Raw genomic sequence first — 23,242 nt, 5'->3', positions numbered from 1 at the left:
TACCTAATTCTGAAGGACGGAGGACACCAAAAGCTGGGTATACGGGTGATGCGGGTCGTCCAGTACGCGGTCGGTCAGCCCACTTTCCACCACTTTGCCCTGTTTCATCACCAGCAGGCGGTCGGCCAGCAGGCGAGCCACGCCCAGATCGTGGGTGACAATCACCACGGCCAGGTTCAGCTCCACTACCAGGCCGCGCAGCAGGTCGAGCAGGCGCGCCTGCACTGAAACATCCAGCCCGCCGGTGGGCTCGTCCATAAATACCAGCTTCGGATGGGTCACCAGGTTGCGGGCGATCTGCAGGCGCTGCTGCATCCCGCCGGAAAACGTGGTCGGCAGGTCGTCGATGCGTGATGCAGGGATTTCGACTTCTTCCAGCCAGCGCTGGGCGGTGGCGCGAATGTCGCCGTAGTGGCGCGCCCCGGTTGCCATCAGGCGCTCGCCGATGTTACCGCCGGCAGAAACGTGGCGGCGCAGGCCGTCCATCGGATGCTGGTGTACCACACCCCATTCGGTGCGCAGCAGGCGGCGGCGTTCGCCTTCCGACATCCCGTACAGCGAGCTGTCGAGGTAAATCACCTCCCCTTCCTGCGGCGCAAGGCGGGCGGAAATCGCCTTCAGCAGCGTCGTTTTACCGGAGCCGGACTCGCCCACGATGCCCAGCACTTCACCGGGCCAGAGGTCGAACGACACGTCCATAAAGCCTTTACCGGGCGCATAGAGGTGGGTGAGGTTATTCACCGAAAGTAGCGGACTGGTCATGACTGAGAGGCCTCACTGTTCTGGCGGCAGTAGTCGGTATCGGAGCAGACGAACATGCGGTTGCCCGCGTCGTCGAGCACCACTTCATCAAGGTAGCTGTGGCGTGACCCGCAGATTGCGCACGGCTCTTCCCATTCCTGGACCTGGAAAGGATGGTCGTCGAAGTCGAGGCTCTCTACGCGGGTAAACGGCGGCACGGCGTAAATACGTTTTTCGCGCCCGGCGCCAAACAGCTGCAGCGCAGGGGACATGTGCATTTTCGGGTTATCAAATTTCGGGATTGGCGACGGGTCCATCACGTAGCGATCGTTCACCTTCACCGGGTACGCGTAGGTAGTGGATATGTGGCCGAAGCGGGCGATATCTTCGTACAGCTTCACCTGCATCACGCCGTACTCTTCCAGCGCGTGCATGGTGCGGGTTTCCGTTTCGCGTGGCTCGATAAAGCGCAGCGGTTCAGGGATCGGCACCTGATATATCAGGATCTGGTCTTCAACCAGCGGCGTTTCCGGGATGCGGTGGCGGGTCTGCACCAGCGTTGCGTCTTCGGTGCGCTCGGTGGTGTTCACGCCGGTCACGCGCTTGAAGAAGTTACGAATCGAGACGGCGTTAGTGGTGTCGTCCGCGCCCTGGTCAATCACCTTCAGCACGTCAGACTCGCCAATCAGGCTGGCGGTGAGCTGAATGCCGCCGGTGCCCCAGCCGTAAGGCATCGGCATTTCGCGGCCGCCAAACGGCACCTGGTAACCTGGGATCGCCACGGCTTTCAGCATCGCGCGGCGGATCATGCGTTTGGTTTGCTCGTCCAGATAGGCAAAGTTATAGCCGCTCAGGTTAGCCATTTGCTCGCTCCTTTATCAGGCGGTTAAGCAGCTCCAGTTCGGCCTGGAAATCTACGTAATGCGGCAGCTTGAGGTGGGACACAAAGCCGGCCGCTTCCACGTTATCCGCGTGGGATAACACAAATTCTTCGTCCTGCGCCGGGCCTGCGACGGTTTCGTCGTAGTCGGGAGCCTGGAGCGCGCGGTCAACCAGCGCCATCGCCATGGTTTTGCGCTCGCTCATGCCGAATGCCAGACCGTAGCCGCGCGTGAAGTGCGGGGCTTCATCTTCGGGAGCGACAAAGCCGTTCACCATTTCGCATTCTGTCATCAGCAGTTCGCCGATGTTCACCGCAAAACCCAGCTCTTCCGGCACAATTTCGATATCCACGTAGCCGCTGCGGATCTCGGCAGCAAACGGGTGGTTACGCCCGTAGCCACGCTGGGTGGAGTAAGCCAGCGCCAGCAGGTAGCCTTCGTCGCCGCGCACCAGCTGCTGCAGGCGCGAAGAGCGCGAGCACGGGTAAACCGGCGGGTTGCGGGTGATGTCGTCCGGCTGCGCGCCGTCGTCTTCTTCGACTTTCGCCAGGCCCTGCTTCGCCAGCATGCTGAACACGTGCGGAGAAGGGGCGCTTTGCTCGTCGGCAGGTTCTGCATCAGGCACTTCGCCATTGGCCAGCAGCGTGAAGTCCAGCAGGCGGTGCGTGTAGTCATAGGTTGGGCCCAGCAGCTGGCCGCCAGGGACGTCTTTATAAACGGCGGAGATACGGCGCTCGAGGCGCATCTCAGCGGTGTTCAGCGGCTCGCTAACGGCCAGGCGCGGCAGGGTTGTGCGGTAGGCGCGCAGCAGGAAAATGGCTTCAATCATGTCGCCGCTGGCCTGCTTGATAGCCAGCGCGGCGAGTTCCCGGTCGGCGATGCCGCCTTCCGTCATCACGCGGTCAACCGCCAGGCCAAGCTGCTGTTCTATTTGCGCGACGCTCAGCTCCTTCAGCGTTTCATCGCCGCGTCGGTTGCGCTCCTGCAGGGCGTGGGCGGCGGAGATTGCCTTCTCGCCCCCTTTGACGGCAACGTACATCAGCACACCTCCACGTGGGTGGTCCGTGGGATAGCCAGCAGGCGATCGCCACAGGTCAAAATCAGGTCAATGCCCAGCGGGAACGGATGCGGGCGTTCGGTCAGTTCGTGCAGCACGCATTCCGGCAGCTGTGGGGCAATCATGCGTTCTTCGTTGATCCCGGCGCCGGTCAGGCGAAGCATGCGCCCGCCGCTCAGGCTGGAAACCTGCAGGATCAGCGTCGCGCTGGTATCAGGGGCGATGTCGCAGCCCTGGGCCAGCAGGTTTAGCTGTTCAGAAGAGATAGCGTCGCTGGCGACGGCAAACTGCGCGTGTTCAGGCTGCTCGCACAGCGGTGCATTGGTGTGAAAACGAATATTCTGTGCGGCAATATCGTTGCCCAACGTGCCGTCTACCCACACCGGCGTGTCGTTATCGGCCAGCGTCAGCAGCACGCTGGTGGTGGCGACGTTCAACGGCAGCCAGCCCTGTTGTAGCGAGGTCAGCGCGACAATCACGCCCGGCTCGCTCATGGCTTTAAGCAGGCGACGGAAACTCTGCTGGGCGTCCTGCACCGGAAGGGTAAAAGCGGTCATTAGTGTCATGCGTTGTCTCCGCGTACCAGCGTGAAGAAGTCCACGCGGCTGCTGTTAACTTCCGCACGGCGAGCGGCAAGGCGTTGTTCACGGTTGGCCGCCAGCGGTGCAATTAAGGTTTCTTGTAGCGTTTGAAAATGCGCGGTTTCCTGCATCAGGGCGTCGATCACCGCGCAGCATTCGGCGTGCTGTTTATGCCGGCCGAGCAGGTAGCTGTAGCCGTAGGTTCCGCTCGCCAGTTTGACCACCGAGCGGGTCAGCGTGGCGTCACCGGTAAAGAAGCGCTGGCCGGTGCCGCCCATGCGGGCCTGCACCTGAACCAGGCCGATTTCTGGCGCGCGAATGAGCGTGTAATCCGCGCTGATGTTCAGGCTGTTCCAGCGCTCGAGAAGCTCCTGCGGTTGGCTGTGTGACAGCACCGCCATCCACTCGCGGCGCTGTTCGGTGTTGAAATGGCTGGTGTCCATTTAGTGCTCCATGGTGAATTCAATCATGTCGGCACGGGTCAGGCTGACGGAGTATTCCGTCGCTCTGGCCTCGCCTTCACGGTGATTAAGGGTGCGTACACAGAGCAGCGGTGCCATGTTGGGAATTTCCAGCAGGCGGCTCTCTTTGGCCTGGGAACGGCGGGCGCTGATACGGGTTTGGGCGCGGGTCAGGGCAATGCCTAATTCCGCCTGAAGAAAATCGTGCAGCGATCCGTTGCCGAAAGTTTGCAGCGTCGGCCACCAGCTCTGTTCGGAAAAATAGTGGTCGATGATGCACACCGCGATGCCGTTGACCCGGCGCAGGGTGCGCAGGTGAATAACGTTATCTCCCTCGGCCAGCCCCAGCGCATCTGCGACATCCTGCGAGGCCGGGCGGATCACCGCCAGCAGGCGTTCGCTGGTCGGGTGGCTGCCCTGATCGAGAAGGTTTTGGCTAAAGCGAGCCTGCGCGTTAAGCGGGTAGTCAAACGGGCGCATCAGCACCAGCACGCCAACGCCCTGGCGGCGCTGCACCCAGCCTTTGTTGACCAGCTCGTCAATAGCGCGGCGGAGCGTGTGGCGGTTAACCTCATAGTAGGCGGCAAGCTGGGTTTCAGCGGGCAGGTAGTCGCCGCAGCGGTAGTTGTTTCGCAGCTCCTGTTCGAGCCGGGCGGCTATCTCCTGATAGCGGGTTGGATAGCTGGTCGGATGTCTGGACAAGTGCATAACAGTCAAAGCCTCTCGAATCAGATAAAGCAAATACGCAGCGGCAGGGCTGTGCAGGGGGTTTGCTTGATGAGGTGAAGAGTCGTTTGCATCACGGGCCTCCTTCAAAAGTTGCCTCATGGTGCCGGGGAAAAGTGACGGTTTTGTTAATGATTGGTTTCTGTACGATGAAGAGTTGAAGTCTGCGTCCGGGGAAGTGGCGGGTTTATCGTGGAATCAGACAGTTGGCTCGTTTTACCGAAAAAACTGACAGAGAGAGGGATAAAGGCATGTTGATAATGTGGGTATGTGGCGAGGAAAAAATGCTGTGCGCAAGCATTAAATATATTCTATATCCTAATCACGTTTTGCCTTTTTATTATTGTCTTATCGCTAAAATAATGAATGCCGTGCCGTGGTTTTAATTTATCTCCTCTTTGATCATTACCCTCGTAGGTTTATTCATTTTTGTCTGGAATAAATTTTGTAAAAAGGAATAATTAAATAACATCAAAAAAATGAATATACCCGTCGCTTTGATTTCCTTAGTTTTTTAATCACCAGAAAAAATAAAGGGCCCGGCAGAATGGGCCCTGAATGAATAATAGAACACAGGCTTTATCTTTCGACGTTGACCATCCACGGAATGCCGAACTTATCCGTCAGCGAGCCATACCCTTTTGCCCAAAAGGTTTCGCTCCACGGCATGGTGACGGTGCCGCCTGCCGAAAGCCCTTCAAACCAGCGTTTACCCTCTGCCGTATCGTGGCTTGCCAGGCAGAGTGAAAAGCCGCTGTGCTGCGGTTTGTCTCCGCTCATGCTGGCGTCGGTCATCATCAAATCGTTTCCGGCCACCCGCAGGCTGGCGTGCATGATGCTGTCATCTGCGTAGGCAACGGCGCCGCTGCAGCCTTCGGCATTCGTCGCTTCTTTGGGCATTTCACCGAAGGTGATTTTGAACGTCAGTTCGGCGCCCAACGCCTGCTGGTAAAAGGCAATAGCCTCGGCGCAGCGGCCGTTTAATGAAATGTAGGGTCCTAAAGGCATAACCGAATCCTCTGTAAGGAGAGTGCAGAGGAAGTGTAGATTGTGCGGGAAAGGTAAGCCAGGCGGGGCAGGCGGCCAGGCCACCTGCCGGGGGAGTCATCAGTTCTTTTTCACAAACTCAGATTTCAGCTTCATTGGGCCAAAACCGTCGATTTTACAATCAATGTTGTGATCGCCTTCAACCAGGCGGATATTCTTCACTTTTGTGCCGATCTTCAGCATTGAAGAGCTGCCTTTGACCTTCAAATCTTTCACCACGGTGACGCTGTCGCCGTCGACCAGCAGGTTACCGTTGGCGTCTTTTACCACTAATTGAGCGTCTTCTTCGCTCGCGGCGGCCGGGTTCCATTCATGAGCGCACTCCGGGCAAATCAGCATGCCGTTGTCTTCATAGGTGTATTCGGAATTGCACTGCGGGCAATGAGGGAGTTGCATTATCTGATCCTCAAGGTGAGATAAAGTAATGAAAAATAGCGACTTGGCAGCAAAAGCATGCTGAGTCGCGAAAAAGTGCTGAGATTATACATCAAATCCCTACATTTGCAGGGATTATTGCCGCAAGCCAGTGCCCGGTGGCCTCCCCGCCAGCCTTAAATCGCAAAAATTCTTTCATTCAGAGAAATAAGCCTCAAATTTAACTTAAAGTTCAGGCTTTAATTGCCGTTAAATAAGGCTAATTTAACTTAGTTTCACTTCGCTTCAAGCAAGTCTGCCAGCATGGGCCACTGCGCTATACCTGTTTGAAAAAATAAAAAAAAGCGTATTGCGCTGACACCTCCTGTCACTTGACAGGGGTATGGTTGGGCCTATGGATGTACCGATACAGAGGCAGGAACCGATGAGAATGAAAGGCGCAAAAGTAAAAGTTGCAGATCGACTGGCCGAAATCGTCTTAAGTCTTTATCAGGGGGAAACCCTTTCCGCTGATATTATCCGCCAGCGTTTTGATGTAGATATGCGAACTGCGTATCGTGATTTGAACCGGCTTGGTGCTATTCTGGAGGATGTCGGCGAGGGGAAAAAGCGTCTCTCTTCGCATTTAAAAGGACAGTTTAACGTAAACGACCTGTTACGCATTACCAAACGCGTAGGGCTTGCTGCGTTTTATCCGTGGTACGACATAAAGAGCCATAATCAATATATTACCTTACGGGCTATTCCAGATTTATTGGTTGTAGGGTATGAATATGAAAATAGTCCGCAGCGTAAAGCTATTTTTTATCCATTATTTGACGATCGGGATGATCCTGGCGGGGAAAGGGTGAAAACGGAGGTGCTGTTACAAGTTTCGGCGCAGGCAGCTGAACATTTTAAACAGCGCAAACTATTACCTTTTCAAAAAACCATCAGAGAGCTTGATAACGGAGAGTTGCTTCTGGCAAGCCATATTGCTTCGCCTGAGCAATTGTTTCCGCTGGTGCAGTATTGGATACCGCATCTCACCATTATTTCCCCGCAGGTCTGGCAGAGTGACTTAAAAGCCAGGATCGCGGCATGGTGTAATGTTAATTAATAAATTATTTTCCTCACGTAATTATAAAAACCGGTATTGCCATGATTACAACTAAACGATGGCGGAGATAAAACCGGATAATTTGAGTTAAGGAAAGATTTTTTATGCACACACAAACCATTTTTGAACTGAGTCAGGAAGCCGAGCGGCTATTGCAATTAGCGTTGCAAAATCTTAACGCTTTAAAAGTCGCTCCGCTGGCTTTACAGCATGAACAAAATAGCGCTTTGGCGAACCCCGTGGCCTCGGTACATCCATTAAAATTTAGCCCACGCGGGATCGAATTGCAGAAAGACATGCTGCAAAACGAAAGGCGCAAAATAACCCAACATGAAATGGTGCTGGCGATTGTCGGCACCATGAAGGCGGGGAAGTCGACCACCATCAATGCCATCGTGGGCACTGAGGTATTGCCTAACCGCAACCGGCCGATGACGGCGCTGCCGACGCTGATTCGGCACACGCCCGGCCAGCGCGACCCGGTGCTGCACTTCCCGTATGTGCAGCCGATAGAAAGCCTGATGGGGACGCTGCAGGAAAAGCTGCTGACCACCCAGCGGGAAACGCTGACCAGCAGGCTGGAAATGGACCGGGATATGGAGGCGCTGATTGCCCGTATCGCCAACGGCACCGGCTTTGAACGTCACTATCTGGGCGCGCAGCCTATTTTTCACTGCCTGAAGAGCCTGAACGATCTGGTGCGCTTATGCCGCGTGCTGGACGTTGCCTTCCCCTTCAAGGCCTACGCTGCGATTGAACACGTGCCGGTGATTGAGGTGGAGTTTGTGCATTTGGCGGGCCTCAAAAATGGCCACGGGCAGCTGACGCTGCTGGACACGCCGGGGCCAAACGAAGCGGGGCAGCCGCACCTGCAAAAGATGCTGAAAGAGCAGCTGGCCCAGGCCTCCGCCGTGCTGGCCGTGATGGACTATACGCAGCTCAAATCTATTTCTGACGAAGAGGTGCGCGAGGCGGTGCTTGGCGTCAGCAAATCCGTGCCGCTTTATGCGCTGGTGAATAAGTTCGACCAGAAGGACCGCAATGGCGACGATGAAACCCAGGTGAAAGCGATGATTGCCGGCACGCTGATGAAAGGCAGCATTGAGCCGGACCACGTTTTCCCGGTGTCGAGCATGTGGGGTTATCTTGCTAACCGCGCCCGCTATGAGCTGGCAACGCATGGCCGCCTGCCCGATCCCGAACAGCAGCGGTGGGTGCAGGATTTTGCCGAAGCGGCATTGGGCAGGCGCTGGCGCAGTGCGGATTTAGCCGATATTGAACACCTGCGGCACGCGGCGGATCTGCTGTGGGAAGACTCCATGTTTGAGTCGCCGATTGAGGCTATCCTGCATGCCGCTCACGCCAATGCTTCGTTGTATACCCTACGTGCGGCGTGCCATAAGCTGCTGGACTATGCCGAGGGTGCCGAGCGCTACCTGAGCTTCCGCTGCCAGGGGCTGCAGGTGACCAACGACAGTCTGCAGGAGAATATCCAGCAGTTGGAACAGGATATTCAGCTGCTACAAACTTCGCAGCAGCTGGTCAGTACGATGATTCAGCGGCAGGTTAGCGAGGCGCTGGAAGGTATTGGCTCCTTTGTGCGGCGCTTTGAAGCTCAGATCCATAACGACCTGAGCGCCTATTTCCGTGAAGGAAGGTTGGGCGAAGAGAAGCTGCATCCGCTTTACCCTCATGCGTTAACGCGCAGCGTAGATTTTGCCCCGGGAAGCGACAAGCTGCTGGGGGAGGATGAGGCGACGGCCCGCACGCTGCTGCACAAGGTCCGCGCTTCCAGCGAAGGCATTTTATTTTCCGCCCAGGAGACGCTGACCGGAGAACTTGGTTCGCTACTTAGCAACCTTGAGGCGAGCCTGGGCTATACGCTGCAGTCCGCGTTAAAACCCATCGAGCAGCGGGTGAGTGATGGCCTGAAGGTGGCAGGGTTCCGCGCCCAGATAAGCCTGCCTGCATTCCAGGCCAGCCAGCTTAACTTTAATATCCGGCAGGCGTTCACCAACGTTATCGAAAGCCAGGAGGTGCCGATGTCGCAAATGCAGCCGCAAAACGGCATGCGCGGCGTGCTGGCGCGTTGGCTTAATAGCGTGGACTGGGGCTGGGAAGACTATGCGGCCACGCACAGCCGCTACGTTATCGACCTGGAGAAGCTCCAGCAGAAGCTGCACGACCACGTGGCAACTTTCCTGGCCCAGATAAACCAGGCTATTACCGCGCAGGTTGATGTTTCGGTCACGGCCGGTATGGCGACCTTTTTCGCCGATTATTCTCGGGCCCTGGACGCTATTCGCAGCAATCTGCAGCAAAGTCTTGCCGCTAAACAGCAGAATGACACCGTGCTGTTTTCCCTCCAGAGCCAGCTGGAACAAAGTGTCAGAACGGCACGTTACATTCACGAGGATACCCGCCTGTTGCGCGACGATATCCAGACGCTTTTCTCAGCGGAGCAACAATGAGCGGTGTATTAATGGAAGGGCCGGTTAGAACCCTCAGCAGTCTTAGCGAAAAATTTGTCGTCGATTTTGCGATGGGCATTGATGTTGCCCGCCAGCCGTGGAGCAGCCAGCAAAGCAAAGAGTTTTACGAGCAGCTTGTGGAAGTGTTTGTCGTGGGCGCCAGGCGGAATTCAGTACTGGCCGCTATGGCACCGCAGGACGACCTGGAGGCGTCGCTGGTGAGGCTCGGCCTGCTGTCGGCTGACCTGGCGAAAAGCTACCTCGCCAACAGCCAGATAAGCGAGAGAATTGCCCAGCTCGAGCCGGTTTCCGCGCGAACGGCGCATCACTCCGATGCGGCTCGTGGGCGGCTGCTGGCCCTGCGCCAGCAAATATCTCAGCGACTGTCGCGGATAGAAGCGGACCTGGAGCATAGCGATCTTCTCAGGCAGGGGATGGTGCACAGCGAACAGATTTTCTCCCGCTGGCGCAGCGGGCACTATTTTTCCTTCTCTCCTGCTGCACGTTGCTATGTCGCGCTCGAAGAGCTGCGCTGGGGCACCTTCGGCGATGCCGTACGCTTAGGCAGTCCGCAGCAGGCAGAGCAGCTGATTGAGCATGTGCGCGCTCTGGCCATCAGCCGCCTGGCGGAGGAGGTTGATGCTTCCCCGCGCACCCGTCACTATTTCCATGAGTGGCTGGCCACGCCGACTTCACCGGGCCTGCTGGAGCACAAAGACGCGCTGACCTGGCTCGGCGATGGCTGCAATATCGAGCGTCAGCCGGTCAGCTACTCGGTCACGCAAAGCTGGCAGGGCGTGGCGTTGGGTATGCCGCGAATCTGCTCGGCCATGCGCCTTGGTAGCGCGCTGGTCGACGAAGTTTTTGGTTAGGTGATTGAACGTTCTCAGGGAAGAGATTGTTCCATCTCAGCGGCATTTTGCCGCATCCACTCGGCAAGTGAATCCAGCGTCGGCCGCAGAGACTTTCCCAGCGCCGTTATCTGGTATTCCACTCGCGGCGGAACCTCGGCAAACACCTGCCTGACGACCAGCCCGCGAGCCTCAAACTGGCGCAGCTGGCGCGTTAACTCTTTCTGAGTGATGGGGTTAACCGCTCGCTGCAGATCGCTGAAACGCACCGCCTCGTCAATTACGATCAGGCGGTAAAGGATAGGGATCGCCCACTTCCCCGAAATGAGATTGACGAAGCTCACCATCGGACAGCTGCTTCCGGCCTCGGGCAGCCGCGAAATATTTTTTGTCATGCCAACTCCCGGCTTACGCCAATGCGCTCAATGTGGTGCTTTAGTATCTTATTGGTGCCTACTATCTAAAGGATACTATAGCGGAAATAATGCCCTCACCAGAGATTTACGAGGAAACGATGATGGGCAGACTTAACGGCAAATACGCCTTAATTACCGGCGGCACCAGCGGCATCGGCCTGGAAACCGCGCGGCAGTTTATGGCTGAAGGCGCGACGGTGGCGATCACCGGGCGCAGCGAGCAGGGGCTACGAGAAGCCAAAACAGTTTTGGGTAATGTACACCTGATTAAAAGCGATGCCGGTGACGTTGCCGGGCAGCGCGAAGTGGCCGCGGAGTTAGAGCAGCTTTGGCCGCAGCTTGATGTGCTTTATCTCAACGCGGGAGACGTGACGCATCACTCGCTGGAGGACTGGGATGAGCAGGCGTATGACCGGCTGATGAACATTAACCTTAAAGGCCCGTTCTTCCTGATCCAGGCGCTGCTGCCTCTGTTGGCTAACCCTTCCTCGGTGATTGTTTGCGGTTCCGTCAGCGCCCGCATCGGCCTGCCGCAGACCAATGCCTACGCGGCCAGCAAGGCGGGTATTCTTTCGCTGGCGCGCACGCTGTCTGGCGAGCTGCATCCTCGCGGTATTCGGGTCAACGGACTTAGCCCTGGCCCGACGGAAACCCCGGCATTAGGAAAATTAGGCAATGGCGTTGAGGCTGACGCGCTGCGTGAAGCCATCCGCGAGCTGGTGCCGATTGGCCGCCTCGGCACCGCGCTGGAGCTGGCCAAAGCCGCCGTGTTCCTGGCGTCTGACGAGTCGGCTTTCGTGGTCGGCACCGATCTGCTGGTCGACGGCGGCGTAGGGAATTTATAGCTTTTTACCCTCACCCTCACCCTCTCCCTCACCCTAACCCTAACCCTCTCCCTGGAAGGGAGAGGGGATAAACCATGTTCCCCGCCACCTGTTTTCCCCCTCTCCCTCTGGGAGAGGGCCGGGGTGAGGGTGTGGCGCAATATTCAAACGAGCTTCTGGCTGTGACCGCTGCACCATTCCCGTCAATAAAACGACACCTGAAGGCGAACATCGTCAGAAAAGTAACACTCTTATCCGTCTGTTTATTAATGGATTTAATAAGGTTTAATCATTTATTTCGCCAAAAGTACCAGCCGTTAAAAGCAAATCTGTGCCACCCCTCACTTGTGGCTTTTTTCGCCGCTACCCAGAATATATTTGGCCGCATACCGCGGACACTGCATTGATTCTCTGAGGGAAAAACGATGAAAAAAATCTTCTTATGCTGTGCTGCGGGAATGTCCACCAGCATGTTAGTGGAAAGAATGAAGCAGTCCGCGCACAGCCGCGATGTGGCGGTGGAAATTACCGCCGTTCCGGTGTCAGATTTCGACCAGATTATTGATGAAGCCGACGTCGTCCTGCTCGGGCCGCAGGTGAAGTTCCAGCTGCAAAACCTGAGCGCGGCGGCGGCACCTCACGGCGTTCCGGTGGCGGCCATCGACATGATGCATTACGGCTCAATGCAGGGTGATAAGGTGCTGGATCACGCGCTTTCGCTGCTGAAAAATGCTGACCAGGGGTCCGTATGAAATACCGTTTTCCCGACAAATTCTGGTGGGGCACGGCGACCAGCGCCACGCAGTCTGAGGGACGAGTTGAGGGTGATGGCAAGGGCGATAATATCTGGGATTACGCCTCGCACGAGTTTAACAGCCGTTTTTACAACGGCGTCACCGCTGACGATACCTCTACGTTTTACCAGCGCTGGCGGGAAGACATTCAGCTGGCGAAAAACATTGGCCTGAATTCATTCCGCACGTCGATTTCCTGGTCCCGGCTGATCCCTGACGGCGACGGGGAAGTTAATCCTCAGGCCGAGCAGTTTTATAGCGACGTGATTGATGAGCTGATTCGCCAGGGGATAGAGCCTTTTATCAATCTCTACCATTTTGATATGCCGATGGCGCTGCAGGCAAAGGGCGGATTTGAGAACCGCGAGGTGGTGGACGCTTTCGCTCGCTATGCGGGAATTTGCTACCGGCTGTTTGGCGACCGCGTGCGTTACTGGTTTACCTTCAACGAGCCGCTTATCCCCGCCGAGGCAGGTTATTTACATCCACGCCATTATCCTTACGTGACGGATTTTCGCCGTGCGGCCCAGGTGCTGCACCACATTGTTATCGCCCACTGTAAGGCGGTGGCCGCCTGGCGAGAAATGAACCTGGACGGGCAGATTGGCATCATCATGGACGTCATCCCCGTTTATCCGCGCAGCGACAGCCCGGAAGATCTGCGGGCTGCGGAAATGGCTGACCTGTTCTACACGCGCAGCATTAACGAACCGATGCTGCTTGGGCGCTACCCCGACGAGCTGGTGGCACTGCTGAAAGAATACGATGTGCTGCCGAAGGTATTGCCGGGTGACTGTGAGCTGATTGCCGCGACCCGCGTTGATTTGCTGGGCATCAATTACTATCGCCCACGCCGGGTTAAGGCGCGTGAAACTCTGCTTGAAGAGCCTCACGGGTTTGTGCCGGAGCGTTTTTTTGAAGAGTACGTGATGCCGGGGCGGCGCATGAATACCTCGCGTGGCATCGAGATTTACCCGCCCGCGCTGTACGACATCGCCATGCTGGTGAAAGAGCGCTACGGCAACCTGCCGTGGTTCGTCTCGGAAAATGGCATTGGCATCATGGACGAAGAGCAGTTCATGGTGGACGGCGAAGTGCAGGACGATTACCGCATCGAGTTTCTTCGGGAGCACTTAACCTGGCTGCATAAAGCGATGGCGGAAGGCAGCCGGTGCCTGGGCTACCAGATGTGGACCTTTATCGACTGCTGGTCGTGGCAGAACGCCTATAAAAATCGCTACGGTTTCTACCGGCTTGATTTAGCGACGCAGCAGCGTTCGCTGAAAAAGTCCGGGCGCTGGTTCTGTGGCGTGATCGAGAACAACGGGTTTGAGGAGGCTGACCATGTCGACCTTTGATAAGTTAGCCGACAAGCTGATGCCGGTGGCGAACGCTATCGGCAACCAGCGCCATATGCAGGCGATACGCAACGGGCTTATCTCTATTTTGCCGCTGACCATCGTCGGCTCTTTCTTCGTGATCCTGCTGAATATCCCGATTAAGGGCTACATGGACTTTATTGCGCCGTGGCGCGATATGCTGGACGTGCCGTTCCGCTTTACCGTCGGGCTGATGTCGCTGTACGCCGCGTTTACCATCGGCTCGTTCCTCGGTAAAAGCTACAAGCTGAACGATATCACCAGCGGCCTGCTGGCGATGCTGGCGACGTTGCTAATGATTGTGCCGGTAAATATCAAGCAGGGCGTGACCGTGGCGGGTGAAGCGGTGGCGGGGCGCTATATTCCTATTACGTCGCTAAGCTCTCAGGGGCTGTTTGGGGCGATTATCTCCTCGCTGATTGCCATTGAGATTTACCGCTTTATCAAAGTCCGCAACATCGAAATCAAAATGCCTGCGGGCGTGCCGCCGGTGGTCGCCAGCTCGTTTTCGGCGCTGTTCCCGACGCTTGCCGTGGTGCTGGTGTTCTGGATACCTCGCCACTTCCTGAACATCGATATTAACGCCATCATCAGCTACATCATTATGCCGCTGAAGGGCTTTATGACCGGCACCAACCTGTTTGGCGGGATTGTCACCCAGTTCTTTATCGACGTGTTCTGGGTGCTGGGTATCCACGGTCATGCGGTGATGGGGCCGCTGATCCGCCCGCTGTGGGATCAGGCAATCGTGCAGAATATGGAGCTGTTCCAGTCCGGCGTGAGCGCCTATGAGCTGCCGAATATTTTCACCGAGCAATTCTTCCAGTGGTACACCCAGATGGGCGGCACCGGCTCAACGCTTGCGCTGGTGGTGCTGTTTATTCGCTCCCGCGTTATCTACCTGAAGCAGTTGGGCAAGCTGTCGTTTATTCCGGGGCTGTTCAACATCAATGAGCCAATGATTTTCGGCGCGCCGATCGTGATGAATCCGATCCTCGCGATCCCGTTTATTCTGGCGCCGATGGTGAATACCGTGGTGGTGTATCTGTTCACGATTAGCGGCCTGATCCCGCGCATGATGGTGAAGCCGCCGTTTACCCTCCCGGCCCCGCTGGGGGCGCTGATCACCACTAACTGGAACCTGATTGCCTGTGGGCTGGTGTTTATCTGCTTCTTTATCTCGCTGGCTATCTATTATCCGTTCTTCAAGGCGTACGAGAAGAAGATGCTGGAAACCGAGCTTCAGCAGAAGGAAGAAGAGGAGCAGGCTAAGGCGCTGGCTGAGGCGAAATAAATTTGCTAGTGCCCCTCACCCCGGCCCTCTCCCGGAGGGAGAGGGGGAAAACAAAAGCTATGGGAAACATTGTTTATCCCCTCGCCCTTCCAGGGAGAGGGNNGTCGGGAACGGCCGGAGGCTCGGGGGAATGACGGTGATTCTCCCGAGACGTTCACCAGTGCGGGGGTGACATATGAAACAGAGCTGGAAGTGAACGGAACCTCCGCTGGCCCTGCATCATCGTGGAAGAAAGCAACCTAGAACGCCGTCTCTAACTCATCCAGCACGTTATACTCGTCGTCCACCAGCAGCAGCGCTTTCCACTTATCAAACGTCAGGCACGGATGCGAGGTGCTGAACACCAGAATATCGCCGACCTGCACATCCGCGCCCGGCTTGAGTTTCAGCATAGCGTGCTGATCCATAATTCCGGTGGTTTCGAGGGTTTCGGACGGCGATGCCAGCGGCTTGCCCTGGCGGTAGTGGGCTATCGGCTGCGGCAGGCCTGCATCAAACGCGCTGTCTCGCTTGCCAAAATTCACGATTGCCCGGTCGCTTTCCGGCACTGACTGCACCATGGCCACCAGCTCCAGCGCGGAAACCAGATCGCCACCAAGATCGCAGGCGATCCGATCGCGCGCGATCAGCTGCTCCTGAGCTTCCTGATAGATACCGCCGTCGTGGGTGATGTAGCAGCCGGGGCGGATCGCAATGCGGCAGTTGGCCGGTTTCTCTGCGGCGAGCCAGATATTGCACACTACGTCATACCAGACCGAGCCTGCGCCGGTTAACAGAAATTCGCCGTCAACATAGCGCGCCATCTGGCAGGCTAATGCCGCCGCGTCTTGCAGCAACGATTCTATTTTTGGCTGTGGATTTTCGCCGTGCAGCACGCCTTCGTACAGCTCCAGGCCGCGTAAATTCAAACCGGGTAACTCAGCCACATGTTCTGCCAGCGTCAACGCCTGTTCCGTGCTGCGACAGCCGCAGCGGCCACCGGGCACGCCCAGTTCAATCAGCACGTCAAGAGTTTGGCCCTGTTGGCTAAAGAAGTCTGACAGGGCGCGGGCGTTCGTCTCGCTGTCTACGCAGCAGATGTAGTCGACCGAAGCGTGTTTATGCTTCAGTTTCGACACCAGCGCCATGTTCGCTTTCCCTACCAGCTGATTCACCATCAGCACGCGCTCGATGCCGGCGGACATCGCGATGCTGGCCTGCCATGCGCTGCCTACGCCGATGGCCCACGCCCCCGCTTTTTGCTGCTGCTGGAAGATCCACGGCGTCATGGTCGTTTTCCCATGCGGTGCCAGCGAAACGGCGCGCGCGTTGGCATAGTCTTGCATCCACCTGATGTTGTTTTTCAGAGCAGATTTTTTGATCAGGGCGGCGGGCAGGCAGACATCTTCATTGAGGACGTTGGCCGGGGAATGCATCAGGGCTGACTTATGGGGGACGAGGTTAATCTCCTGGTATTTCATAACGTATTATCTCCGGGGTTATTCTATCTTTCATATTGGGTATCATTTTTAACTTGATGTTATTTATATTAATTATTCAAATATCTTAAATTTAATGAATAAAAGTATCATTGATTTGCAAGGGTTTTGTTTAGTTTTTCACTGTTTTTATGGCTTGTAAATGGTTAACTTGCACGCAGATTATGACTGGCGTGAGGCGCAGATGAAGTTCGATTATCTCTTCAGGAATGTCACCGTGATGGACGGTTCAGGCGGTGCGGAATATCTGGCTGATGTGGCGGTGCAGGGCGAGCGTATTGCCGATATTGCGCCGTATATCTCCGGTGAGGCCACGCATGAAATCGACGGCCGCGGACGCGTGTTAGCCCCGGGATTTATTGATGTTCACACGCACGATGACATCAACGTGCTCCGCTTCCCTGAGTATCTACCGAAGATAAGCCAGGGCGTAACCACGGTTATCGTCGGCAACTGCGGCATCAGTGCGGCGGGGGCAACGATTAACTCGCAGGTGCCCGACCCGATGAACCTGTTGGGCGAGGCGCATCAGTTTGTCTATCCCACCGTTGAGGCGTATGCGCATGCCGTGGAGCAGGCACGCCCGGCTATCAACGTCGGCACGCTTGTCGGCCATACCGCGCTGCGTAATAACCAGATGGATGACCTGTTCCGCCCGGCGACGCACGAAGAGATCCTCGCCATGCGCGAGCAGCTTAAGCTGGCCCTGCAGCAGGGCGCGCTGGGATTAAGCACCGGGCTTGCCTATGCCAGCGCGTTCCAGTCCACCACCGAAGAGGTGATGGCGCTGGCGGAGGAACTGGCGGCGGAGAAGGGGATTTACACCACTCATTTGCGCTCTGAGTTTGAGCCGATTCTCGACGCGTTGGATGAAGCGTTTCGCATTGGCCGCCACGGAAACGTGCCGGTGGTGGTCTCGCACCATAAATGCGCCGGGGCGAAGAACTGGGGGCGCACGGTCGAAACGCTGAAGCTGTTCGATAAGGTGCGCGAGCAGCAGGACGTTTCCTGCGACTGTTACCCTTATTCCGCCAGCTCTTCGACGCTGGATATGAAGCAGATCACCGATGAGTTCGACATCGTGATCACCTGGTCCGAGCCGCATCCGGAGGTCGCCGGGCAGTCGCTGAAGCAAATTGCCGAGGGCTGGTCGATGTCACTTCACGAAGCGGGAAAATTACTGATGCCCGCAGGCGCGATTTATTACAACATGGACGAGCAGGACGTGCGGCGCGTGCTGCGCTACCCGGCAACGATGGTAGGGTCAGACGGGCTGCCGAACGACCCGATGCCGCATCCTCGCCTGTGGGGGGCGTTCCCACGCGTGCTGGGGCACTACAGCCGCGACGAAAAGCTTTTCCCGCTGACGCAGGCGGTGCATAAGATGACGGGGATGTCGGCGGCGCGGTTCCAACTGCCCGAACGTGGCCTGGTGAAGCGCGGCTATTATGCCGATCTGGTGTTGTTCGACCCGGCGACGGTGCGGGATGTGGCGAGCTTCAGTAACCCTAAACAGCCCGCCGCCGGCATTGAAGCGGTGATGGTGAACGGGGTGATGAGCTACGGACTCGAGCAGAAAGTGATTGGCCGGGCGGGGCGGTTCCTGCGTCGGCAGAAGTGAATATAACGTTCCCCTCACCCCGGCCCTCTCCCCAGAGAGGAGAGGGGGTAAAACGAGATAAAATCTGGTGAGGGGGAATATGTACCTTCGTCCCCTCTCCCTTCCAGGGAGAGGGTTAGGGTGAGGGTAAACTAATCCACAAGGAGCAATGATGAGCATTAAACGTTATGGCGTTGGCGGCAGTACCGGCACCGGCGGGCAGCCGCTGCCTTTTGCTAAAGCTGTCGAAGCGGCCGGATGGCTGTATGTGTCCGGCCAGACGCCGATGAAGGACGGCGAAGTGGTTGAGGGCGGAATTATCGACCAGTCACGGCTGGCGATTCAAAACTGCGTGGATATCATGACGGAAGCGGGTTACACCCTGGCCGACGTGGTGCACGTGAAGGTGTACCTGACCGATGCCCGCTATTTCCAGTCCTTCAATAAAGTGTTCCGCGACTTCTTCGGCGACCACCCACCGGCCCGCGTGTGCTGCGTGGCTGACCTGGTGGTGGACTGCAAAGTGGAAGTGGACGTGACCTGCTACCGCGCCGATCGGGGTTAATCGCCCAGCGGCTGCCTGTCTGCCCCGCCGCGATGGCTGTCCAGCGCCAGCTTGATGCGGCGCAGGCGGTCCTTCGCCTGGCTTTTGTTGGCCATCGCCAGTTCGGTGGCCAGCACGTCAATCATCGCCAGCATCGCGTAGCGCGAGGTGCTCGGCTTAAAAATGTAGTCGTTCTCGCGAATAATCAGCGGCAGTACGATGTCTGCCTGTTCAGCCAGCGGCGTACCCTGCGGGGTAATGGCGACGATTTTTGCGCCGTACTGGCGCGCAATAGCCGCGCTTTCCACTACTTCTGGCGTATAGCCTCCCAACGACAGGGCCACAACAACATCGTTAGAGGCCACCGACGCCGCCATCATTCTAGCCAGAAGACCGTCGCTTTGGCTCACCACCGGCAGGCCGAGGCGAAACAGACGGAACTGCAACTCCTGCGCACAAATCGTCGATCCGCCGCCCATGCCCAGCGCCAGGATTTGCCGCGCATTACTCAGCCAGGTCACAGCCTTGTTTAACGATTCCGGGTTTAGCGCACGGCGATTGATATCCAGCACGTTGATGATGGTTTCGTAGATGCCCTGCACGCCCTCAAGGTCCGGCACATCGAGAATAAATCTTTGGCCCACCGCCAGCGACTGGGCCAGTTTGACCTTGAGTTCTCGCACGTCTTTGCAGCCGATGGCGCGGGCAAAGCGGGTAATGGAGGCCTGGCTGGTTTGCGTCTGACGCGCCATTTCCGAAATCGGCAGCGCGGCGGCGGCCTGCACATCGTCCAGAATAAACTGCGCGATGCGCTTTTCGGTGGCGGTCAGCTCAACGAAACGGTCGGTGATGCAGGAGATAATATCGATGGTGTAGCTCATGGCGCGACCCTGGTACTTGTGCAAAAAACAGAAGGTACTTTGTACCATAAAATCGTTACCCGGGTCGCTTCAGGCGGGTTCAGGATGGCTCGCTTATCGCTTCCATTCGCCGCTGCCCGATCGTGGCTCGAATAAACGCGGCGATAAATACCAGCGCAGAGAGCACGACGATAGTAGGCGCGGGCGCGCTGTCGATAAAGAATGAAAGGTAAACGCCAAGAAACGACGTCACGATAGCCTGCACAAGCGCGACCAGCATCATGCCTTTGAACGTGCGCGTAAGCAGCGACGCGATAGCGCCAGGTGCGATAAGCAGGGATATTGCGAGGATAATCCCCACCGCCTTTAGCGCCGCGACGATGGTCAGCGACACCAGGCAGAGCAGGCCGTAGTTCAGCAGCTTAACGTTCAGGCCGGAAACCTGTGCCTGAATGGGATCGAAGGCATGCAGCAGCAAATCCCGCCATTTTAGCCCCACTACTACTACCGTTAGCAGCACGATAGCGCCTGTTTGCAGAATATCGCTGTAGCTTACGCCCAGCATGTCGCCAAACAGAATGTGGTCGAGGTGGATATCCGGCTTCAGGTAAACGTACAGCACCAGCCCCGCGCCAAACATGCCGGAGAAGACGATGCCCATCACCGTGTCGCGCTTGATACGGCTGTTGTCCTGCAGATAGCCGGTGGCAAAGGCACAAAACAGCCCGGCCACAAAGGCACCGAGGCCCAGCGGCAGGCCGACCATCCAGGCGATCACCACGCCGGGGAAGACCGCGTGGCTCATGGCATCGCCCATCAGCGCCCAGCCTTTTAGCACCAGGAAGCAGGAAAGCAGCGCACAGGGAATGGCGACCAGCGTGGTCATGGTCAGGGCGTTGATCATAAAGCCAAACTGGAAGGGGGAAAGCAGGGTATCTAACAGGCTCATGGCGTTTGCTCCAGGCTCAGGCGGGCGCGCCGACGGTTAGCCAGCAGGCCGTGTTTGGGCGCAAACACGAAGGTCAGCAGGAAGATAAGCGTTTGCAGTACTACGATAATCCCGCCGGTAGCGCCGTCGAGGAAGTAGCTTATCCAGGTGCCGAATGCGCTGGTAAAAGTGCCTAACGTGACGGAAATAATGAGCAGCTTAGGAAAGCGGTCCGTCAGCAGATAAGCCGTTGCGCCCGGCGTCACCACCATGCAAATCACCAGAAAAGCGCCAACGGTTTGCAGCGCCGCCACGGTGGTGGCAGAAAGCAGGGTGAAGAACAATCCTTTGAGCCACAGCGGATTAAGGCCGATGGAGCGGGCGTGGTTTTCGTCGAAGAAGGTCACCATCAGGTCTTTCCACTTCAGCAGCAGAATCGCCAGCGAGACAACACCGATAATTGCCAGCTGCACGATATCCGATGGAGCGATGGCCAGAATATTGCCGAGCACGATGGTCTGAATGTTCACTGACGTCGGGTTGAGCGACACCATAAACAGCCCGAGGCCAAAGAATGACGAGAAGATAAGGCCAATAATGGTGTCTTCGCGCAGGCGCGTGCGCTGGTTTAAAAACAGCATGGTGCCTGCAGCGAGGCCGCCGGAGAAAAATGCGCCGATGGAAAACGGCAGGCCGAGCATATAAGCGCCGGCAACGCCGGGCACGATGGAGTGGGAAAGGGCATCGCCGATGAGCGACCAGCCTTTCAGCATCAGGTAACAGGAGAGAAAGGCGCACACCCCGCCGACCAGCGCCGAAACCCAGATGGCGTTGAACATATAACCATAGCTAAACGGCTCGAGCAGGACGGACATTACGGCTCCCCTTTTAACGCTGCGCCGTGGATAAACGGCCTTTCGTCGTCGGTGAGCACGCTGGTTTCTTTGCCGGTTAAGGTGACGTGGCGCAGCACGCCGCTGAAGGCCAGCTCCAGGTTTGCCTGGGTAAAGGTGACGTCGGTCGGGCCGCAGGCCAGCACGGTGCCTTTCACCAGCACGGTGTAGTCGCAGTAGTCGGTTACGGCGCCGAGGTTGTGGGTCGAGACCAGCATCGTGCGGCCTTCGTCCCGCAGCTCGCGCAGCAGGCTGATGATCTGCTCTTCCGTTTTCACGTCCACGCCGGTAAACGGTTCGTCCAGCAGGATCACCTGGCCGTCCTGGGCAATCGCGCGGGCAAGAAATACACGCTTTTTCTGCCCGCCAGACAGTTCGCCGATTTGGCGCTTGCGGAAGTCGCTCATCCCTACGCGAGCGAGGGCGTTGTCTACCGCCAGCTTGTCTGCCTTACCGGGGATCCGCAGCATCCCCATGTGGCCGAAACGCCCCATCATTACCACATCTTCGACCAGCACCGGGAACGTCCAGTCCACGTCCTCTGATTGCGGAACATAGGCCACCAGGTTGTTGCGTAGCGCCTTGCGCGTGGGCATATCCAGAATCGAGATGCTGCCGCTGGCCAGGCGCACAAAGCCCATGATCGCTTTAAACAGCGTCGATTTCCCTGAGCCGTTGACCCCAACCAGCGCCGCAATGGTACCGGTCGGAATTTCAAAGCTGGCCGCCCGCAGCGCCGTATGGCCATTGCGATAGGTGACGCTGGCGTCCTGCACGACGATACCGGGACGACGACTCATTTTTTCAGCCCTTCATTGATGCCGTTAACGATGGTGCTGGTGGTGACGCGAAGCAGGTCAAGATAGGTCGGAACCGGGCCGTTTGCCGCGCTCAGGGAGTCGACATACAGCACGCCGCCGTAATGCGCGCCGGACTCACGGGCCGCCTGGCGAGCGGGCTTATCGGAAATGGTACTTTCGCTGAAAATCGTCGGGATCTGGTATTTCCGAATGCTGTCGATCACTTTGCGCACCTGCTGCGGCGTGCCCTGCTGATCGGCGTTGATCGGCCACAGATAGAGTTCTTTCAGGCCAAAGTCGTTGGCGAGATAGGAGAATGCGCCTTCGCTGGTGACCAGCCAGCGCTTATCCGCCGGAATTTTTGCCAGCTCGTTGCGCAGGGGCTCGATGGTTTGCTGGATTTTCTGCTTGTAGGCTTCGGCGTTGCGGGTATAGGTCGCGGCGTTGTCCGGATCGTATTTAATAAACGCATCCCGGATATTATCGACGTAGATCAGCGCGTTTTGCGGCGACATCCATGCGTGAGGGTTAGGTTTGCCGTTATAAGGGCCTTCGGTGATGCCCGTGGGTTGAATGCCGGTGGTGACAACGACTTCAGGCACGCCTTTCAGGTGCTGATAAAACTTCGCGAACCAGAGTTCGAGGTTTAGCCCGTTGGTCAAAATTAGCTGAGCACCCTGCGCCCGACGAATGTCCCCTGGCGTGGGCTGGTATTCATGGATTTCAGCCCCCGGCTTGGTGATGGACTCCACGTCAGCGGCGTCTCCGGCCACGTTCTGCGCCATATCGGCGATGATAGTAAAGGTGGTGATCGCCTTAAATTTTGCCTGCGCCTGAGCGGCGCCCAATAGCATAGCCAGCGCGGCGACAGCGGCCACAATACTCTGCGTTAACTTCAGTTTCCCGGGCATCGTCTTCCCTCACGAGTGATTATAGATTCAGCGTTTATAGCAACTGCTATAAAACATAGCTGTTGCTATAATTAAATGCAAATAATTATCATTTGTGTGATTTAAAGGTGGGGGAACTCATTCAGGTTGTTTCTTCACTATAAAGTTCTCGGTCTATGCCGGATCTGCTAAGGTCCGTTCACCTGTAGAACGATTTCCCCTGTGAGTTCAGAAACGGTGAACGTGTCCGGG

At 57.0% G+C, this 23,242-nt stretch carries 24 protein-coding genes; 9 read left to right on the top strand and 15 right to left on the bottom strand.

Translation table 11 applies throughout. From position 1 onward, the window contains the following. Nucleotides 1–3: 3 nt before the first annotated feature. The 8 genes from phnK to HX778_RS02470 all read right to left on the bottom strand — a co-directional run bounded on the left by phnK (nucleotide 4) and on the right by HX778_RS02470 (nucleotide 5,890). Nucleotides 4–762: a phosphonate C-P lyase system protein PhnK gene (gene phnK, locus HX778_RS02505; RefSeq protein WP_038476528.1), complete on the bottom strand. Its 759-nt coding sequence runs from the start codon at nucleotides 760–762 to the stop codon at nucleotides 4–6. Then, nucleotides 759–1,604: an alpha-D-ribose 1-methylphosphonate 5-phosphate C-P-lyase PhnJ gene (locus HX778_RS02500; protein WP_008455722.1), complete on the bottom strand. Its 846-nt coding sequence runs from the start codon at nucleotides 1,602–1,604 to the stop codon at nucleotides 759–761. The genes phnK and HX778_RS02500 overlap by 4 nt, the downstream gene beginning before the upstream one ends. After that, a complete protein-coding gene (locus HX778_RS02495; protein ID WP_038476525.1) occupies nucleotides 1,597–2,661 on the bottom strand; it encodes a carbon-phosphorus lyase complex subunit PhnI in 1,065 nt (354 codons plus the stop codon). The genes HX778_RS02500 and HX778_RS02495 overlap by 8 nt, the downstream gene beginning before the upstream one ends. Continuing rightward, a complete protein-coding gene (gene phnH / locus HX778_RS02490) occupies nucleotides 2,661–3,245 on the bottom strand; it encodes a phosphonate C-P lyase system protein PhnH (protein WP_038476522.1) in 585 nt (194 codons plus the stop codon). Before phnH ends, HX778_RS02495 begins: the two co-directional genes overlap by 1 nt. After that, nucleotides 3,242–3,703 carry a phosphonate C-P lyase system protein PhnG gene (gene phnG, locus HX778_RS02485; RefSeq protein ID WP_176981209.1) on the bottom strand — a complete coding sequence of 154 codons (462 nt, stop codon included), beginning with the start codon at nucleotides 3,701–3,703 and terminating at the stop codon, nucleotides 3,242–3,244. Before phnG ends, phnH begins: the two co-directional genes overlap by 4 nt. Further along, nucleotides 3,704–4,429 carry a phosphonate metabolism transcriptional regulator PhnF gene (phnF, locus tag HX778_RS02480; RefSeq protein ID WP_038476516.1) on the bottom strand — a complete coding sequence of 242 codons (726 nt, stop codon included), beginning with the start codon at nucleotides 4,427–4,429 and terminating at the stop codon, nucleotides 3,704–3,706. It abuts the gene before it with no gap. A gap of 597 nt (nucleotides 4,430–5,026) precedes the next feature. Further along, a complete protein-coding gene (gene yjdN / locus HX778_RS02475; RefSeq protein ID WP_176981208.1) occupies nucleotides 5,027–5,455 on the bottom strand; it encodes a VOC family metalloprotein YjdN in 429 nt (142 codons plus the stop codon). Nucleotides 5,456–5,554: 99 nt separating this feature from the next. Then, on the bottom strand, nucleotides 5,555–5,890 hold the full coding sequence (locus tag HX778_RS02470) for a zinc ribbon domain-containing protein YjdM (protein ID WP_038476510.1): 336 nt from the start codon (nucleotides 5,888–5,890) through the stop codon (nucleotides 5,555–5,557). A gap of 409 nt (nucleotides 5,891–6,299) precedes the next feature. Here HX778_RS02470 and HX778_RS02465 point away from each other — a divergent pair, with 409 nt between their 5' ends. The 3 genes from HX778_RS02465 to HX778_RS02455 all read left to right on the top strand — a co-directional run bounded on the left by HX778_RS02465 (nucleotide 6,300) and on the right by HX778_RS02455 (nucleotide 10,311). Beyond that, a complete protein-coding gene (locus HX778_RS02465; RefSeq protein WP_038476507.1) occupies nucleotides 6,300–6,968 on the top strand; it encodes a WYL domain-containing protein in 669 nt (222 codons plus the stop codon). A 104-nt stretch (nucleotides 6,969–7,072) separates the two neighbouring features. Beyond that, nucleotides 7,073–9,439 (top strand): clamp-binding protein CrfC, encoded by a 2,367-nt coding sequence (crfC, locus tag HX778_RS02460; RefSeq protein WP_176981207.1) that lies wholly within the window; start codon nucleotides 7,073–7,075, stop codon nucleotides 9,437–9,439. Continuing rightward, complete coding sequence (locus HX778_RS02455) at nucleotides 9,436–10,311, top strand: diguanylate cyclase regulator RdcB family protein (RefSeq protein WP_038476501.1); 876 nt, start codon at nucleotides 9,436–9,438, stop codon at nucleotides 10,309–10,311. Before crfC ends, HX778_RS02455 begins: the two co-directional genes overlap by 4 nt. A 14-nt stretch (nucleotides 10,312–10,325) precedes the next feature. Here HX778_RS02455 and HX778_RS02450 read toward each other — a convergent pair whose 3' ends face one another. After that, on the bottom strand, nucleotides 10,326–10,685 hold the full coding sequence (locus HX778_RS02450; protein WP_081948179.1) for a helix-turn-helix domain-containing protein: 360 nt from the start codon (nucleotides 10,683–10,685) through the stop codon (nucleotides 10,326–10,328). A gap of 122 nt (nucleotides 10,686–10,807) precedes the next feature. Between HX778_RS02450 and HX778_RS02445 the strand changes: the two genes are divergently transcribed. From HX778_RS02445 to HX778_RS02430, 4 genes are all read left to right on the top strand, one after another. Further along, on the top strand, nucleotides 10,808–11,551 hold the full coding sequence (locus tag HX778_RS02445; RefSeq protein ID WP_038476498.1) for an SDR family oxidoreductase: 744 nt from the start codon (nucleotides 10,808–10,810) through the stop codon (nucleotides 11,549–11,551). A gap of 404 nt (nucleotides 11,552–11,955) precedes the next feature. Beyond that, the gene (locus tag HX778_RS02440; protein ID WP_038476495.1) at nucleotides 11,956–12,282 is read left to right on the top strand and encodes a PTS sugar transporter subunit IIB; all 327 of its coding nucleotides are present in this window, start codon (nucleotides 11,956–11,958) and stop codon (nucleotides 12,280–12,282) included. Beyond that, nucleotides 12,279–13,682 carry a glycoside hydrolase family 1 protein gene (locus HX778_RS02435; RefSeq protein ID WP_038476492.1) on the top strand — a complete coding sequence of 468 codons (1,404 nt, stop codon included), beginning with the start codon at nucleotides 12,279–12,281 and terminating at the stop codon, nucleotides 13,680–13,682. The genes HX778_RS02440 and HX778_RS02435 overlap by 4 nt, the downstream gene beginning before the upstream one ends. Then, complete coding sequence (locus HX778_RS02430) at nucleotides 13,669–14,997, top strand: PTS sugar transporter subunit IIC (RefSeq protein WP_176981206.1); 1,329 nt, start codon at nucleotides 13,669–13,671, stop codon at nucleotides 14,995–14,997. The genes HX778_RS02435 and HX778_RS02430 overlap by 14 nt, the downstream gene beginning before the upstream one ends. 239 nt (nucleotides 14,998–15,236) lie before the next feature. Here HX778_RS02430 and HX778_RS02425 read toward each other — a convergent pair whose 3' ends face one another. Next, a complete protein-coding gene (locus HX778_RS02425; protein ID WP_038476485.1) occupies nucleotides 15,237–16,457 on the bottom strand; it encodes an amino acid deaminase in 1,221 nt (406 codons plus the stop codon). A 202-nt stretch (nucleotides 16,458–16,659) separates the two neighbouring features. Here HX778_RS02425 and HX778_RS02420 point away from each other — a divergent pair, with 202 nt between their 5' ends. Beyond that, nucleotides 16,660–18,096, top strand: a complete 1,437-nt coding sequence (locus HX778_RS02420; RefSeq protein WP_038483005.1) for an amidohydrolase family protein — start codon at nucleotides 16,660–16,662, stop codon at nucleotides 18,094–18,096. A gap of 151 nt (nucleotides 18,097–18,247) precedes the next feature. Beyond that, nucleotides 18,248–18,640, top strand: a complete 393-nt coding sequence (locus HX778_RS02415; RefSeq protein WP_038476481.1) for a RidA family protein — start codon at nucleotides 18,248–18,250, stop codon at nucleotides 18,638–18,640. Here HX778_RS02415 and HX778_RS02410 read toward each other — a convergent pair. The 5 genes from HX778_RS02410 to HX778_RS02390 all read right to left on the bottom strand — a co-directional run bounded on the left by HX778_RS02410 (nucleotide 18,637) and on the right by HX778_RS02390 (nucleotide 23,011). Further along, nucleotides 18,637–19,500, bottom strand: coding sequence for a MurR/RpiR family transcriptional regulator (locus HX778_RS02410; RefSeq protein WP_038476478.1), 864 nt, complete (start codon nucleotides 19,498–19,500; stop codon nucleotides 18,637–18,639). The two genes, HX778_RS02415 and HX778_RS02410, sit on opposite strands and share 4 nt — an antisense overlap. 79 nt (nucleotides 19,501–19,579) lie before the next feature. After that, a complete protein-coding gene (locus HX778_RS02405) occupies nucleotides 19,580–20,428 on the bottom strand; it encodes a metal ABC transporter permease (protein ID WP_038476476.1) in 849 nt (282 codons plus the stop codon). After that, entirely contained in the window at nucleotides 20,425–21,282 is an 858-nt protein-coding gene (sitC, locus tag HX778_RS02400) for an iron/manganese ABC transporter permease subunit SitC (protein WP_176981205.1), read from the bottom strand. The genes HX778_RS02405 and sitC overlap by 4 nt, the downstream gene beginning before the upstream one ends. Further along, entirely contained in the window at nucleotides 21,282–22,100 is an 819-nt protein-coding gene (locus HX778_RS02395; RefSeq protein WP_038476473.1) for a manganese/iron ABC transporter ATP-binding protein, read from the bottom strand. Before HX778_RS02395 ends, sitC begins: the two co-directional genes overlap by 1 nt. Further along, entirely contained in the window at nucleotides 22,097–23,011 is a 915-nt protein-coding gene (locus HX778_RS02390) for a metal ABC transporter substrate-binding protein (RefSeq protein ID WP_038476471.1), read from the bottom strand. Before HX778_RS02390 ends, HX778_RS02395 begins: the two co-directional genes overlap by 4 nt. Nucleotides 23,012–23,242 lie beyond the last annotated feature (231 nt).

The sequence above is a fragment of the Cedecea sp. P7760 genome, assembly GCF_013386425.1.
Classification (GTDB): Bacteria; Pseudomonadota; Gammaproteobacteria; order Enterobacterales; family Enterobacteriaceae; genus Cedecea; species Cedecea selenatireducens.
This window is presented reverse-complemented; position numbering and strand designations above follow the sequence as displayed.

Bases quoted from the DNA above. Each gene is read 5' to 3' on its own strand.
- phnK (WP_038476528.1), bottom strand. From the start codon at position 762: ATGACCAGTCCGCTACTTTCGGTGAATAACCTCACCCACCTCTATGCG.
- HX778_RS02500 (WP_008455722.1), bottom strand. From the start codon at position 1,604: ATGGCTAACCTGAGCGGCTATAACTTTGCCTATCTGGACGAGCAAACC.
- HX778_RS02495 (WP_038476525.1), bottom strand. From the start codon at position 2,661: ATGTACGTTGCCGTCAAAGGGGGCGAGAAGGCAATCTCCGCCGCCCAC.
- phnH (WP_038476522.1), bottom strand. From the start codon at position 3,245: ATGACACTAATGACCGCTTTTACCCTTCCGGTGCAGGACGCCCAGCAG.
- phnG (WP_176981209.1), bottom strand. From the start codon at position 3,703: ATGGACACCAGCCATTTCAACACCGAACAGCGCCGCGAGTGGATGGCG.
- phnF (WP_038476516.1), bottom strand. From the start codon at position 4,429: ATGCACTTGTCCAGACATCCGACCAGCTATCCAACCCGCTATCAGGAG.
- yjdN (WP_176981208.1), bottom strand. From the start codon at position 5,455: ATGCCTTTAGGACCCTACATTTCATTAAACGGCCGCTGCGCCGAGGCT.
- HX778_RS02470 (WP_038476510.1), bottom strand. From the start codon at position 5,890: ATGCAACTCCCTCATTGCCCGCAGTGCAATTCCGAATACACCTATGAA.
- HX778_RS02465 (WP_038476507.1), top strand. From the start codon at position 6,300: ATGAAAGGCGCAAAAGTAAAAGTTGCAGATCGACTGGCCGAAATCGTC.
- crfC (WP_176981207.1), top strand. From the start codon at position 7,073: ATGCACACACAAACCATTTTTGAACTGAGTCAGGAAGCCGAGCGGCTA.
- HX778_RS02455 (WP_038476501.1), top strand. From the start codon at position 9,436: ATGAGCGGTGTATTAATGGAAGGGCCGGTTAGAACCCTCAGCAGTCTT.
- HX778_RS02450 (WP_081948179.1), bottom strand. From the start codon at position 10,685: ATGACAAAAAATATTTCGCGGCTGCCCGAGGCCGGAAGCAGCTGTCCG.
- HX778_RS02445 (WP_038476498.1), top strand. From the start codon at position 10,808: ATGGGCAGACTTAACGGCAAATACGCCTTAATTACCGGCGGCACCAGC.
- HX778_RS02440 (WP_038476495.1), top strand. From the start codon at position 11,956: ATGAAAAAAATCTTCTTATGCTGTGCTGCGGGAATGTCCACCAGCATG.
- HX778_RS02435 (WP_038476492.1), top strand. From the start codon at position 12,279: ATGAAATACCGTTTTCCCGACAAATTCTGGTGGGGCACGGCGACCAGC.
- HX778_RS02430 (WP_176981206.1), top strand. From the start codon at position 13,669: ATGTCGACCTTTGATAAGTTAGCCGACAAGCTGATGCCGGTGGCGAAC.
- HX778_RS02425 (WP_038476485.1), bottom strand. From the start codon at position 16,457: ATGAAATACCAGGAGATTAACCTCGTCCCCCATAAGTCAGCCCTGATG.
- HX778_RS02420 (WP_038483005.1), top strand. From the start codon at position 16,660: ATGAAGTTCGATTATCTCTTCAGGAATGTCACCGTGATGGACGGTTCA.
- HX778_RS02415 (WP_038476481.1), top strand. From the start codon at position 18,248: ATGAGCATTAAACGTTATGGCGTTGGCGGCAGTACCGGCACCGGCGGG.
- HX778_RS02410 (WP_038476478.1), bottom strand. From the start codon at position 19,500: ATGAGCTACACCATCGATATTATCTCCTGCATCACCGACCGTTTCGTT.
- HX778_RS02405 (WP_038476476.1), bottom strand. From the start codon at position 20,428: ATGAGCCTGTTAGATACCCTGCTTTCCCCCTTCCAGTTTGGCTTTATG.
- sitC (WP_176981205.1), bottom strand. From the start codon at position 21,282: ATGTCCGTCCTGCTCGAGCCGTTTAGCTATGGTTATATGTTCAACGCC.
- HX778_RS02395 (WP_038476473.1), bottom strand. From the start codon at position 22,100: ATGAGTCGTCGTCCCGGTATCGTCGTGCAGGACGCCAGCGTCACCTAT.
- HX778_RS02390 (WP_038476471.1), bottom strand. From the start codon at position 23,011: ATGCCCGGGAAACTGAAGTTAACGCAGAGTATTGTGGCCGCTGTCGCC.